Annotated in this window: 11 protein-coding genes; 9 read left to right on the plus strand and 2 right to left on the minus strand. The window is 44.6% G+C overall.

Annotated elements, in window-relative coordinates; genetic code table 11:
- The first annotated feature begins 293 nt into the window (after window positions 1-293).
- The 3 genes from mmuM to IEE86_RS10335 all read left to right on the plus strand — a co-directional run bounded on the left by mmuM (window position 294) and on the right by IEE86_RS10335 (window position 3,424).
- A complete protein-coding gene (mmuM, locus tag IEE86_RS10325) occupies window positions 294-1,238 on the plus strand; it encodes a homocysteine S-methyltransferase (protein ID WP_191097141.1) in 945 nt (314 codons plus the stop codon).
- Between the two features lie 38 nt (window positions 1,239-1,276).
- A complete protein-coding gene (gene mmuP, locus IEE86_RS10330; RefSeq protein WP_191097142.1) occupies window positions 1,277-2,680 on the plus strand; it encodes an S-methylmethionine permease in 1,404 nt (467 codons plus the stop codon).
- Window positions 2,681-2,803: 123 nt separating this feature from the next.
- Window positions 2,804-3,424, plus strand: a complete 621-nt coding sequence (locus IEE86_RS10335; RefSeq protein ID WP_191097143.1) for a hypothetical protein — start codon at window positions 2,804-2,806, stop codon at window positions 3,422-3,424.
- A gap of 345 nt (window positions 3,425-3,769) precedes the next feature.
- Here the strand turns inward: IEE86_RS10335 and IEE86_RS10340 are convergent, their stop codons facing one another.
- Together IEE86_RS10340 and IEE86_RS10345 are read right to left on the minus strand one after the other, a co-directional pair.
- Window positions 3,770-4,252 carry an Ig-like domain-containing protein gene (locus IEE86_RS10340; RefSeq protein ID WP_191097144.1) on the minus strand — a complete coding sequence of 161 codons (483 nt, stop codon included), beginning with the start codon at window positions 4,250-4,252 and terminating at the stop codon, window positions 3,770-3,772.
- Between the two features lie 107 nt (window positions 4,253-4,359).
- On the minus strand, window positions 4,360-7,029 hold the full coding sequence (locus tag IEE86_RS10345; RefSeq protein WP_191097145.1) for a S8 family peptidase: 2,670 nt from the start codon (window positions 7,027-7,029) through the stop codon (window positions 4,360-4,362).
- A 179-nt stretch (window positions 7,030-7,208) separates the two neighbouring features.
- On the opposite strand from IEE86_RS10345, the gene IEE86_RS10350 reads away from it, so the two are divergent.
- From IEE86_RS10350 to IEE86_RS10375, 6 genes are read left to right on the plus strand one after another with little or no spacing between them, the layout of a single operon-like run.
- Window positions 7,209-7,730: a PTS sugar transporter subunit IIA gene (locus IEE86_RS10350; RefSeq protein ID WP_224740915.1), complete on the plus strand. Its 522-nt coding sequence runs from the start codon at window positions 7,209-7,211 to the stop codon at window positions 7,728-7,730.
- Window positions 7,727-8,056: a PTS fructose transporter subunit IIB gene (locus IEE86_RS10355; RefSeq protein ID WP_007498438.1), complete on the plus strand. Its 330-nt coding sequence runs from the start codon at window positions 7,727-7,729 to the stop codon at window positions 8,054-8,056. Before IEE86_RS10350 ends, IEE86_RS10355 begins: the two co-directional genes overlap by 4 nt.
- Before the next feature lie 36 nt (window positions 8,057-8,092).
- Window positions 8,093-9,211 carry a PTS fructose transporter subunit IIC gene (locus IEE86_RS10360; protein WP_191097146.1) on the plus strand — a complete coding sequence of 373 codons (1,119 nt, stop codon included), beginning with the start codon at window positions 8,093-8,095 and terminating at the stop codon, window positions 9,209-9,211.
- A gap of 28 nt (window positions 9,212-9,239) precedes the next feature.
- Entirely contained in the window at window positions 9,240-11,903 is a 2,664-nt protein-coding gene (gene mngB, locus IEE86_RS10365; RefSeq protein WP_191097147.1) for a mannosylglycerate hydrolase, read from the plus strand.
- A 58-nt stretch (window positions 11,904-11,961) separates the two neighbouring features.
- Complete coding sequence (locus tag IEE86_RS10370; RefSeq protein WP_191097148.1) at window positions 11,962-12,846, plus strand: ROK family protein; 885 nt, start codon at window positions 11,962-11,964, stop codon at window positions 12,844-12,846.
- The gene (locus IEE86_RS10375; protein WP_191097149.1) at window positions 12,843-14,762 is read left to right on the plus strand and encodes a BglG family transcription antiterminator; all 1,920 of its coding nucleotides are present in this window, start codon (window positions 12,843-12,845) and stop codon (window positions 14,760-14,762) included. Before IEE86_RS10370 ends, IEE86_RS10375 begins: the two co-directional genes overlap by 4 nt.
- Window positions 14,763-14,786: the final 24 nt, after the last annotated feature.

Consider the following 14,786-nt stretch of genomic DNA (forward strand, 5'->3'; position numbering starts at 1 on the left):
CTGCACGAAAGAAGACAGTCATTGGATAAAATAAAAATCAAAAGACAGCGCCTTTTGATAAAGCTTTCTGAAATGAACCTTTTCATAATATATATCTCTTTTTAGAGGCTGTCAATGACATGGTTTTCTATTATTTTGACTGCATGTTTATGCACGAAAACCCGCTTGTTTTCAGGGTTTTTCCGGCATGATATGCTTTTTCCTCTCCTTGACAAAAACACTTTAGTCATTTAAACTACTGCCTCATATCATACCCATCATTTCCGATCAAAAAAGGAGGCTGTTCTATTCCTATGAACCCTATTCAAAGCCGTTTACAGGCTCACGCACCTTTGATTTTAGATGGCGCACTTGCAACGGAGCTTGAACGAAAGGGCTGTAACTTAAATGACAGTTTATGGTCAGCCAAAATACTCATTGAACAGCCAGAATTGATTCAGCAAGTTCACTTGGACTACTTCCAAGCAGGTGCTGACTGTGCAACAACCGCCAGCTACCAAACAACAATTGATGGCTTCGCTGAAAAAGGCTATTCAAAAGAAGAAGCCATTGAACTCATGAAACGATCTGTCACTTTAGCGAAAGATGCACGCGATCTTTTCTGGCAGGATGAAACGCGTCGCGAAGGAAGGACAAAACCCTTTGTCGCTGGATCTGTGGGGCCATTCGGCGCTTATTTGTCTGATGGTTCAGAATATAAGGGAAATTACGGACTCACGGAGCAGGCACTCATTGATTTTCACCGGCCAAGAATTCAGGCATTAGTCGAGGCTGGTGCAGATATTCTCGCATGTGAGACGATTCCTTGTCTGATTGAAGCAACGGCCATTGCAAAGCTACTACAGGATGAATTCAGCGGTGTATCTGCTTGGATCACATTTAGCGCAAAGGATGACCTGCACATTAGTGAGGGGGATTTGCTGAGAGAATGTGTACAAGCACTTGAGCCTTATGAACAGATTGCTGCTGTTGGCGTAAACTGTACACCTCCGCAATTTATCTCTTCTCTCATTCAAGAGATGAAGAAGGGGACGAGCAAACCGATTGTGGTGTATCCAAACTCTGGTGAATTATATGATCCTGAAGAAAAGGTATGGAGAGGAGATACGTCTCATCATACGTTTGGCGAATGTGCGCATCAATGGTACAAAGACGGCGCGCGCATCATCGGCGGCTGCTGCCGGACGACACCAGAAGATATCACTGACATCTTAAAACGGACCACCATAGCACCATGAATCAACACACATACTTCTAAGCAAAAGGGCGGGAAGACATGGAACAAGCTAAAGATCAGTCACAACAATATCAACGAAAAATGACGAGCCGGCACCTGTTCATGCTTTCTTTAGGCGGCGTCATTGGAACAGGGTTATTTTTAAGTTCTGGATATACCATTAATCAGGCCGGACCTGCGGGAACGATTCTTGCCTATCTTGTCGGGGCATTAATTGTGTACCTCGTGATGCTCTGTTTAGGTGAGCTGTCTGTCGCTATGCCGGTTACAGGAGCTTTTCATACGTATGCAACAAAATACATTGGACCCGGCACAGGCTATACGGTCGCTTGGCTTTACTGGCTGACATGGACAGTGGCACTCGGCTCGGAATTTACAGCGGCAGGACTTTTAATGCAGCGCTGGTTTCCAGACACATCGGTTTGGATGTGGAGTGGGGTTTTTGCGCTTCTCATCTTTTTACTCAATGCTTTTACAGTCAAGTTTTTTGCAGAATCAGAGTTTTGGTTTTCCAGTATTAAAGTGATGGCTATTATTCTCTTTATTATTCTTGGCGGAGCTGCGATGTTTGGCTTGATTCCATTAAAAGGCGGTGAGGCCGCTCCATTCTTTTCTAACTTCACCGGGGAAGGCGGGCTTTTCCCGAACGGCTTTTTACCGATTTTAATGACGATGCTTGCCGTCAATTTTGCTTTTTCAGGTACAGAGTTAATCGGGATTGCTGCGGGCGAAAGCGTCAATCCAGATGAGACCATTCCAAGAGCGATTCGCACAACCGTACTGCGTCTTGTCCTGTTTTTCGTTGGAACGATCGTTGTCTTAGCTGGCTTAATTCCAGTCGAAGAAGCTGGTGTGATCAAAAGTCCATTTGTCGTGGTGTTTGATCGAATCGGTATTCCATATGCCGCAGACTTCATGAATTTTGTCATCCTGACGGCGATTTTATCAGCAGCCAACTCGGGGCTATACGCGTCATCTCGTATGCTTTGGTCACTTTCTGAGGAAAGGACACTGCCGAAGAAACTGGCGAAATTAACGTCAAAGGGAATTCCTTTGAATGCACTCATTTTAAGTATGATTGGCGGTATCCTCTCTTTGTTATCGAGTGTCATCGCACCAGAAACCGTATATCTTATTCTTGTATCGATCTCTGGACTGGCGGTTGTGGTGGTCTGGATGGGGATTGCTGCCTCACAGTTCATGTTTCGGAAAAGATTTTTACAAGATGGCGGACAGCTTCAGGATTTATCCTTTCGAACCCCGCTTTATCCAGTGGTTCCGATTGCTGCCTTCTTCCTATGCCTTGCATCTGTGATCGGCATTGCCTTTGATCCAAATCAGCGGATTGCCATCATCTGCGGTATTCCTTTCATCGCACTCTGCTATGCTGCATATTATGTGACAGCTTGGATTCAGAAAAAACGAGAGCAATCTGGTGTCTAGACATCAGGTTTTTTTCAGTAAAAAGAACCTGACATAAAAGGATATATCTAGTAAAATAAGCACACTTTGGTATATGATAGGGATCTATGATTTTCAGGATGAACCAAGGGAGTTGTCACGAATATGGAAATGACCATTACAAGAGCATTAAGTGAACTGAAAATGTTAGATAAGAGAATCAACCGGACCGTTGATGACGCAGTACTTGGTGGATTGATGATCGGGAAACATATACAGCACGGGTTTCAGAATCAAGAAGAAGTCGAAAAAAAGGCGAAGGCTGATGATCAATCAATTCAAGCTTTAATCAAACGCCGGAATGCCATCAAATCAGCCATCGTTGTGTCGAATGCGACCACAACGATTGATGTAGCGGGTGTCCGTATGACGGTAGCAGAAGCGATTGAACGTAAGACGTCGATAGACTACGATATTCGTTATTTACGGAAAATGAAACAGGTGTACAAAGAACTAGTCGACAAGGCAGAACAAACCAATGAAGACGTAAAAAAGAGACTGGATCAGCATTTAGAAACCTTGTTTGGAAAAGACGGGAAAACACAGGCGGCTGCCAACCAAGAGATCGTGAAGTCTTTCCTCGCTGAAAATGAGGCGACGATCATTGATCCGCTTCGCCTTCGTGTGAAGATTGAACAGCTTTCAAAAGAGATTGAGGATTTTCAAATGGAAGTTGATTTTTCCTTGTCTGAAAGCAATACACTGACGAAAATACAGATTGATTAGTTAATTTTGTTAGTGAGCCGAAAATCGATAGAACTAAACACCTCCGGGGGAAAGGTCATTCCCTCCTCATCTGATGATCATCTTAGGATGATCCTTGATAAAAGCTCAAAGCTGAACGTTCAAGGATCAACGTTCAAGTATAAAAGTTCTTATCCATCAAAGCTCAGAATTAAAAGCTAAAAGCTCGATTGAATCTGGGAATAACGGCTGATGAGTGTTTGTTTATCGACTCCTTCGGTTGCCGCCCAGCAGGCTTGCTAACAAAAAGAAAAGGATGTCACTAGCTGACATCCTTTTTTTCTATGAAAACGACAGGGCTTGCGCCAAGTCGCATCTTCTAGCAGATTAGTAACGTGATGTATATGCCAAATGGTACACACTTGTCACATTTGAAGAAAGCTGGATGTCGTTTGAAGTAAAAGAGACTGGAACGATATCGTAATAATGTGTAGACCAGCCTGCATTGTTGTATGTACGGTAGCCTGCACCTGAAGGAACTTGAATCGTCAGTGAAAATTGTCCATTCTCGTCCGTTGTGCCTGTCGCTGTTTGAGCCAATGATTTGATCGCTGCTTCAAAATAAAGCTGGATTGGCTGATTGGGCATGAGGTTTCCACTTGTATCTTTTAGTGTTCCTTTAAAAGTAGCTGGATAATACGAACCCACTCGATATTTACTACCAGAACCGTAATTGACCATACCACCGTCTGCCGCTGTGACACTTGTTACTTGTACAGATGCTGGTACTGCTCCCGTTTCCTCTGCATGTGCAAAGGCTGGGAATACGAGAAGCAATGATAGAAAGAAAGCAAACATCATTTTTTTCATCGATAAATCCTCCTTTTTTTTCCTACTATATTACTATCGACAGTAATTGGTATTTTTCCAGTAACAAACAAAAGAACTTCCCTTTTTTAGAAAGGGAAGTTCTTTTCTTACTTTTTCACAACAACAACCTTCACCGCTTTGCTTTCTCTTTTTCTCACATCTGAAGCGGTCACATACAAGACCGTTTTGGCCTTTTGCGGCTTAATTTGGGCAGTAAATGCGCCCTTGCTATTGGTTTTCACCGTTTTGATGACTTTCTTTGATTTGTTTTTCACTTTAATGGTCAAGCCTGCACCCGCAGTCCCTTTGACCGTTTTACTTTTGACCGTTACTTTGCCCACCTTCGGCTTAGATGGTGCTTTGCCTTTTTTGACGACTGTTTTGAGGGTTGTAGCGGCCTTTCCCTTTGAAATCTTAATGTGAAGGACTTTGTTTTTGTTCTGATGCTTGATCTTCACACTAAAGGTTCCTTTTTTGCCTGCCGTGCCTTTTCCGAGTAATGTTTTTCCTCTATACACAGAAATGGCGGCGCCGGCCTTTGCTTTACCTGTCACCTTTTGATGCTGATCCTCTACTTTGCTCACAGATGCATTCAGTTCGACAGCACTTAGTGCGGCAAATGCATTCAGTCTGCCATGTCCTGTCATCCAATCGATACCAGGAATTTTCGGATCGACAATTGGCTCCTCGTTTTCGTCATAGAAAACGTCATCTTTTCCATCAACAGATGTAAAGGAAATATCATCTGCTGTACTTTGCAAAATATTTCTTACTTGATTTGGTTTCAAAGAAGGATTTTTAGAAAGCAGTAACCCTGCCGCTGCTGCCACATATGGTGTCGCCATTGATGTTCCGCTCAGGTATGAGACATTTCCATCTGGCATTAAGCTTGGAATATCAGATCCTGGTGCAGACATGCTTAGTCCTTTTCCATAGCTTGAGAACTCTGCGGCAATATCCATGCGGTTGCTTGCGCCAATCGCCATTGCGTATTTTGAAGTCGCAGGATAGCCCATCTCTGGAATGCCATCATTTCCGCTCGCCACGACCACTAGTACATTCCGCTGCGCAGCATAGTTCATCGCATATTCAATCACTCTGCTGTAGTAGCCGCCTAGGCTCATGTTGATGACCTTTGCGCCTTTATCCACTGCATGCTTGATTCCAAGTGCAATATGCTCTGTATCTCCAAAGCCATAGGCATCCAGCACCTTGACCGGAATGATGCCCGTATGTTGATTCAGCCCTGCCATCGAGTAATGATTATCGGCTTTTGCCGCAATGATGCCAGCTACATGCGTACCGTGTCCATTGTCATCAATCGCATCTTTGTTTCGTCCAATAAGATTTGCACCTAAATCCGTACGAACAGTTCCGCTCAAATCGGTCAAACGACTGTCGACTCCTGTATCCACAACAGCAATCAATGTTTGCTTCATTTTGCTTGTGCCAATCAGTGTATTCATTTGTTCAAACTTCACATCAGCGCCTTTTTTCCCGCTGTTTTGTGCACTGTTTTTCAGCGGCCACTGGTAACCATACTGCACGTCATTGCTAAGCGCACGATAGGTTTGCACAGGCTCTGCAAATTCAACATTCGGCATGCTGGACAGCTGTCTTGCTGTGCTTTTGATGACAGCTTTGCCTGCTTTTAAAGTTTTTCCAGCTGAATCCTGCCCTGCTGGCACATCATAGACATACATTCCTTTAAACAAAGGACTTACTGACTGCGATGTTACACGGCTTTCTTGGATTCCATAGCTTTTCATCTTCTTTTTCGCAGATTGAAGCGTTTGGCCATCCTTTAATTTAAAAATGATCTTATTCGTTTTCACCTTTTCTTCTTTTACAAGCTTTTGCTTTTCTAGTACATAACCGACCGATTTTCCTTCAAGCTGATCGATTCCAATCTTTTGACTCACCGCTTCTAATTCCTTTTTTAAATAGGCAGGACTTGCCTCTTTGAGCATATCAAAAAGGGAGCGGATCGCCTGTTGTTCTTTCGCTGTCACGATATGACCGCTAAATGCACCATTTTTCTCTACGTCATTCAGCAATGATTTTAATGTAAGCAGATGATTGTATACGGTTTGTTGCTCTTTTTGATGTTTGATGAGCTTCGATTTGAGAAACGGCTTTGTCTTTTGGAGCAGACGCGTCAGCTTCTGACCATCAGCTGTTTCATTAAAACGTTTATCTTCAATTGTACGAATCGATTGAAGAATTTCACGTCCGTACTTTTTCTCAATAATAATGATTTCAGGCTCATCTTCTTCAGGGAAAATGGGTTCAGAGGGCGGAAGGTTCGCTCCTTTATACCCGATTGTATAGACCGCATCCTCTTCCTCATCACGGCTGTCTTCCTCCGAACCTAAATAGAGCACTTTGACATAGTAAGGACCTGACCATGCATGCGGGAAGTTGATCTCTGTCTCTCCACTTGCTGTATCCACTCGATATCTTGAATAAGTATCATCCTTCACCGCTCTGTCCTTACTTGGATAGACCGATACAGACAACACTTGTTTACTTTTTACAGAAATTTGCATATGCGTATGTTTTGCCACCTCTTGTGCAGATGGCGTGATTTGGTACCATGACTCTTCGTTTTCATTCTGTAATGTACCTGAGATGACTTCACCATTTTTTAACCCAATGGCTTCATTGACATTTGTTCCTTTACTGGCAGCTGCTGCCTCGTATCCAGGTAATGCTGCCATACATAGAATGATGGCCATGAATACGATCACACAGGATTTGACCTGCTTTTTGAACATGAAAAGACCCCCTTATCTTTTACAATACCTTGGAAGAATATCACAAAAGGACATTTAGTAGCATCTGTTTTTCACATAATTAAACTCGTTTTAAGCTAGGATTTGAGATATTCAGATAGCAAGACTGATTGCTTCATAAACTTTTTGCCATTTCAAACGGAAAATGATGCTATTTAACCATGACGAAAAGTACATTACAATCAACTTGTAAGCGCTTAACAAACAAGAGAGAAGGGATCAGCTTGTTCCAAAAAGATCATGTTTTTACACAAGTAAACGGACGATCAAAGAATGAGATTTTACAATACATTTCCGAGAAAGCTGAAGACCTTCAGATTACAAACGATCAGGCGGGGTTATTAGCAGATTTATTGACACGCGAAGACGAAGTTTCAACAGGACTTCAGCAAGGCTTCGCCATTCCACATACAAAAAGCTCTGCTGTACAAACGGCTTCACTTCTTTTTTTAGAACTTGAACAACCCATTGAATGGGGAAGCTTCGACGATTTGCCAACAAGCTATTTATTTACACTGCTCGTTCCACTAGAAGAAGCCAATGTCACACATCTGAAATTACTGTCAGGTATTGCGACAAGCCTCATGGAACCTGCTTTCATCGAAAGGATACAACCCGGTCAAACAGCTGATTATTATTACGAAGTCATTGAACAACAATTGAAAGAGGGGATTACACAATGAAAATTGTCGGTGTCACTTCATGTCCAGCAGGATTAGCTCATACACCAATGGCAGCAAAGGCATTAGAGAATGCGGGTAAACAGCTCGGACACGAGATCAAAATCGAACAGCAGGGGATTATGGGACAGGTGAACGGCATTACAGCAGAGGAAGCCAAGCAGGCAGACCTTTGTATCATCGCCTCAAACCAGCATATCAACGATGCAGAACGCTTCTCAGGCATTCCCACTGTACGTGTCGAGATCGGACGCGCCTTAAAAAATGCCGAGCAGATCATTACCAAAGCTGTTGCACTTGTTGAAAAGAAAAAATCTGAATCTCAATAAACGTGAGCAATGCCATATAGAAAGGAGCAAAGCAAAATGAAAGCAAAATTAAAAGTCATTGAAGGCCATCTCATGACCGGTATTTCTTATATTCTTCCTGTGATCATCGGCGCCTCACTTATCGTTGGTTTAGCGAAACTAGTCGGATTGGGATTTGGTGTTTCAGATTTAAACGCCTATAAGGAGGCTGGCGGCATACTGCACGGCGCCTATTTAATGGAGCAGGTTGGCTGGACAGGCATTGGCTTAATGAACGTCCTGCTCGCAGGATTTATCGCCTATTCGATTGCGGATAAATCAGGTCTTGCGGCCGGATTTATCGGCGGTGCCCTTGCCAGCTCAACGAATGCCGGATTTATCGGGGCCGTCATTGCAGGCTTCTTCGCAGGATATGTCGCTCTTTTTGTAAAAAGAAAAATTCAAATTCAAGGCTCCGCAGCAGGGCTCGTTCCTCTGCTCATCTTGCCACTGATTACCGTTGGCTTAACCGGACTTCTCATGTCCGTTCTGCTTGGCGGACCATTAGGCGCTTTGAACACAGCTTTAATTGAATGGATTAAAGGCATGGTCGCTGACGGCACAAGCACACTCGCACTCGCTCTGATTTTAGGTGCGATGATTGGCTTCGATCTTGGCGGACCGGTGAATAAATCGGCATGGATGGCGGGTAACGCCCTCTTCCTATCAGGTGTCTACCTCCCTGCCATTCTCGTCAATATCGCGATTGTCATTCCGCCGCTTGGATACGGGCTTGCGACATTGATTCGAAAACGCAACTTCTCCCCAACCTTTAGAGAAGCCGGACGAGGCGGTCTTGTGATGGGCATTATCGGTATTACAGAGGGGGCGATTCCCTTTACCCTCGTCAATCCTTTGAAATTGATTCCGCTCAATGTTGTCGCTTGTGCTGCTGGAAGTGGGGTCGCTGCATTATTAGGGGTTCATGACATCATGCCGCCAATTGGCGGACTATACGGCTTCTTCTCAGTCGGAAACTGGTGGGCTTATTTAATCGGAGCTCTGACTGGCGCACTCGTCATCGGTATTGGTGCCAACCTGCTTGTGAACTTCTCTGAGAAAAAAGAACCACAAAAACCGGAACATGACGAGAAGCAAAAAGAAGAAGACAATTTTGACCTTGTGCTAGAAGGATAATTTGAACAAAGAAAGGTGTCGTTGATCAATGACTGTCAATGTACATGTGATTCCACATACTCACTGGGACCGGGAATGGTATTTCACCACCTCCCGCTCCCGTATCTACTTAATGAAAAGCGTAATGGACATTTTAGACACCCTTGAGACAGATGAAAGGTTCCATTACTTCATGCTCGATGCCCAGGCATCCTTATTGGATGATTACCTGAAATGGCGCCCTGAGGATGAAAATCGAATCAAAAAGCTCGTCACAGCCAAACGTCTCATCATCGGCCCATGGTATACACAAACCGACCAGCTCGTCATTTCAGGCGAATCCATTGTACGGAACCTGCAATATGGGATTGAACGCTGTCAGCAGTTCGGTCATGTGATGAACGTCGGCTATGTCCCTGATTCCTTCGGTCAATCCGCACAAATGCCACAGATTTACCGAGGCTTTGGCATTGTGGATACAGCCTTTTGGCGCGGCGTTTCTGATCATATGACGAATCATACTGAATTCAATTGGCGAGGTGCTGACGGCAGTGAGGTCTTTGCTGTAAACCTGCCATTTGGCTACTACTACGGTGGAAATATTCCTGAGAAAGATGAGGATTTACAAGCGTTTCTATCTGAAAAAATCGGCGCACTACAAGCAAAGGCAACCACAAGGAATGTCTATTTCCCAAATGGCTTTGACCAGGCACCGATCCGCAAAAACCTGCCTGACTTATTAGAAAAAGCCAATGAACTTGGCGAGCATCACTATCAAATTAGTAGTCTAGAAGATTACATTGCAGCGGTGAAAAAAGAGCGGACGTCTTTTGAGACATTACAAGGAGAGCTCATTCACGCCAAGCATATGCGGATTCATAAATCTATCTTTTCAACACGTGCTGATTTAAAAATCTTAAACAACCAAATTGAAAACTATCTCGTCAATGTGATGGAGCCGATCCTTACAATCAGCTATTCACTCGGGCATGACTATCCGCATGATACGGTTCGCGACATTTGGTACCTTATGTTTGAAAATGCAGCGCATGACAGCATTGGCGGCTGTAATAGTGACACGACGAATCAAGACGTCTTTTTCCGCTACAAGCAGGCTAAGGAAATCGCCGAGAATCTTGTGGACTTACACATGCGACTCATCTCTATTCGACTGCAAACTGAGCAAGAAATCACATTCACTTTATTCAATACACTGCCTTCAAAGCGCTGTGAAGTCATTGAAGTCGAAACCTTTATCACAGAACGTCCATTTACGCTAAAGGATGCCAATGGAAGAACGCTTCACTACACAGTGAAAAGCAAAACCGATGTCACAGATTATGTGCTCGCACAGCAAATTTCTCTTAACCCAAGTAAAGATGTGTACATGCCAAAGCAAGTATGGAAAGCCGTTCTACTAATCGAAGCCGCCAGCTTACCGTCAGTAGGCTATACGCAAGTTAGCATGGTTTTCGATGAATCTAGTGAGTTTCCATGGGAACAAACAGAAGGACGCGCGATTGAAAATACGTATTATCGCATTGCGGCAAATGACAACGGATCGCTGGACATCACAGATAAACAAACAGGCCGCATATTCTCTGAGCAAATGATCTTTGAAGACAATGGAGACGACGGGGATTCTTACAACTATTCACCACCACGTGAGGATCTGTATGTGTCATCCAAGGATATTTCTTCAGCAGATATCACCGTATCTAAAAGCGGTTTGCAGGAAGAGCTCACCATCCAGCTTCAGCTCACGGTCCCACATGACTTAGAGGAACGCTCGGAGCAACAGGTTACGACTTCCCTCCCAATCACAGCGAAGGTGGCATTAAACAAAGACGAAGCTGTCATCCGTTTTCATGTGGATGTTGACAACCATGCGCTAGACCATCGCCTGCGTGTCCTCTTTGATACAGGCATCGCGTCAAACGTATCACTGAGCGATCAACAGTTTGGCACCATCGAACGCCCAACAGAGCTGACGCAAGAGCTAGAATGGTGGAACAATGAACATTGGGAAGAAAAGCCGATTACCATTGAACCAATGCAATCCTTTGTTGCACTTCGCAATGAATCATATGGCGTCTCTCTTTTGACCGACTGCGTGAGAGAATACCAAATCACAGGAGAAAACTACACAACGATTGCGTACACCCTCTTCCGCTGTTTCGGAAAAATGGGGAAAGAAAATCTCCTTTACCGTCCTGGCCGGGCATCTGGGGAAAAAATTGTTGAGACACCTGACGCTCAGCTTCAAGGTGCGCTATCGTTCTCATTCGGCATGCACTATAGCAAGGACGCAGTGAGCGAGGGACACTTAGCACAGCTTGCCAAGCGGTATACCACCCCAGTTCAGTGCTACGAGCGCGCAGACTTTTTAAACGGTCGTTTAATTTTCTCTTTCCGAGATGAAAAAGAAGACTTACAATCTACTTATAGCCTGCTTGACATTGAGACAGATGGAGCCATTCTCAGCGCTCTCAAAAAAGAAGAGCATGGAACAGGCATTGTCATTCGTCTCTTCAATCCATATTTAACGCGTCAAACAGCCGCTTCAATCAATAGTTCATCTCTACAACACGGAGAAACAGCGAATTTAGGCGAAACACCTGAAGGACATATACTCAAAGCACAACATGGATCATTACACATTGAACCGCTCACACCTTGTCAGGTACAAACCTACATTGTAAAGAAAAAATGAACATGTAGGGGCGGGATCCATTTGGATTCCGCCTCTCTTTAAATGGAGGGCATTGATCATGCGAATTGGAGGCATTGAAGCAGGCGGAACAAAATTTGTCTGCGGCTATGGAACAATAGATGGAACGATTGAACACATGACTTCCTTTGCAACAGGGAACCCAGTTGAAACATGCCAAAAAGTGATCGAGTATTTTACAGAGCATCCTGTCGATGCAATTGGCATTGGGGCATTTGGGCCTGTCGATGTGAAAGAGCAAAGCCCAAGCTATGGGACGATTTTAGACACACCAAAAACAGCCTGGCGCCAATTCCCTTTCCTTTCTACCTTAAAACAAGCCCTCGGGCTCCCAATGAAGCTTGATACCGATGTAAACTGTGCAGCGCTCGGGGAAGCCCGTTTTTCGCCCGAAGCAGAAAAGCCTGCTTCTTTGGTTTACATCACCGTTGGAACTGGGATAGGCGGCGGTGCCTATATTGAACATCGCCTCATTCACGGATTACTGCATCCAGAAATGGGCCATATCACAGTCCAGCGCCATCCTCATGACACCTATGGCGGCTGCTGTCCTATTCATCATGATTGTTTAGAGGGGCTCGCATCTGGGCCTGCCATAGAAGGACGCTATCATACACTGGCACAAATGCTGCCAGAGGATCACCCTGCCTGGTCACTTCATGCCTACTACCTCGGGCAAATGACCGCTAATTTATTACTCACCCTTTCACCAGAGCGCATCATTCTAGGCGGTGGTGTGATGAAACAGCCGGCTATGCTACCGCTCATCCTAGATGAAACAGAGAAGCGGCTTCGCGGGTACCTAAAACTACCAAAGCCATTACATGAAATCGTCACAAAGCCTTCCTTTGACGGATTATCTGGTTTAATGGGCGCCATTGCTCTTGGAGCCGATGCCTTACAGGCGCAAGGAGCCGCGCAATGATGATCACGGCAGATACTCGAACCTACCAGCTCATTCAGCGGCTATTTGAAACGAAAGGGTTCGTGAAGCTGGAGGAGCTCACTGCCTCTTTTCGCTTATCTGACCGCTCCATCCGCAATTTAATCAAAGAAGCAAACGAGCTGTTAACACAAGCTGGAGCCATGATCAAGACCATCCGCGGGAAAGGGTATACGCTCTTAACAAGTGACCAAGACGCTTTCCTGCTTTGGCTTCATCAACAGAACCTTCCTGCCCGCTCCCTCGTCCCCGTCATGCCAGAAGAGCGTGTACGATTTATGATGAGGAAGCTATTGCTTCAATCTGATTACTTAAAAATAGATCAGCTGGCAGAAGAACTGTTCATCAGCCGTATGACCGTCAGCAGTGATTTAAAAAAAGGACGTGAACTATTAGCCCGTTACGGCATGACCCTTGTGTCAAAGCCGGGCTTCGGCTTAAAGATTGAAGGAGACGAATTGCAAAAAAGGACGTGCTATGCAGACCTACTGCTTGAGGAAGAGCCTGCGCTCTCCAATATTACCGAGCGGGAGCAGCTTCATTTTCCTGATATTTCTCTTGAAACCATTCGATCCATTGTGCTGACGAACCTGTATCAGGAATCACTACTCATAAAAGACATTGCCTTAAAAAATTTAGTCATCCATTTAGCCATTGCCATTCAGCAAACACGAAAGGAACAGCGTATATCTGCTAGCACCGAGCGCACACAAAGGCCGCCAGTGTTAACTAGAATTGCTCAAAAAATCACGCAGCAAATCAGCGACACTTTTCATGTGACCTTGTCAGAGGAGGAAACAGACTACTTAGTGATGCATCTTTTGGCGAATCAAACGTGGAAAGAAGCAGACCAGCATCAAACGACAGAGGAAGTACGGCAGGCGGTCACGGTCTTTCTCCAGCATATTGAAAAAACAAGCGGTCATCGTTTTGCTAACGATGATATTTTGCGCCAAGACTTAATGCTTCATATGAAACCCTTATTGAACCGAATTCAATACGGCGTATCCTTACAAAACCCGCTTTTGCATGAAATCAAAGCGTCTTATCCTTACCCATTTGACTTGGCTGTCAGTGGACTAAATGCCTTACAGCTGGTGCGTACACCAAATGAAGACGAAGCCGCTTATGTTGCCTTGCATATTGCCGCTTCATTTGAAAGAAGTCAGCTCGGCACCTCGCAAAAAAAGAAAGCCATCATCGTGTGCGGGTCTGGGTTAGGGACGGCAAGACTGCTTGAAATTAAATTGAAGGCTGCCTTTCAGCATGAACTTGAGATTGTTGAGCTCTATTCTTATCAAGATTATGCATTTAGCACCTCATTGCCCTGTGATGTCATCATTACAACTGTTCCGCTCGCATCAAAGGGAAAACCGGTTATTCAGGTTAACGCTTTTTTTGAACATCATGATGTACAGCGTGTGAGTGAGGTCATTCATTTATTAAATGGACAAGGGGCACCCTCCAAAGAGCTGATGTCCTTTTTCCAAGAACGACTCACCTTACTAGATGCTGACGGTTCAAATAAAGAAGAGATATTGGACATGCTATGCAGCCGTTTAGAGGCGCATCAGCTTGTATCGCCTTCTTTTCGATCCTCGGTGCTTGAGCGGGAGCAAATGTCGTCCACCTATCTTGGCAGAGGCATTGCCATGCCGCACCCGCTCATCACAAATGAAGGCACCTCCTCTGTAGCCATCGCACGCCTAAAACAGCCGATTGACTGGCAGGGAGACCAAGCATCACTTGTCTTTTTATTAGCGATTCATAAGGATGACGCTGCCTACATGAACCAATTTTTTGAACAAGCTGTTGATTTACTAGACAATCCAGACCGCATTCACTCTCTCAAGCAAGCCAAAACATTTGATGAGCTGATGCATGTCCTGTTTCAATAGCACATAAGGCCGCCCAAGTGAAAT

The sequence above is a fragment of the Bacillus crepusculi genome, from assembly GCF_014764715.1.
In the GTDB taxonomy this organism is placed as follows: domain Bacteria; phylum Bacillota; class Bacilli; order Bacillales; family Bacillaceae; genus Bacillus.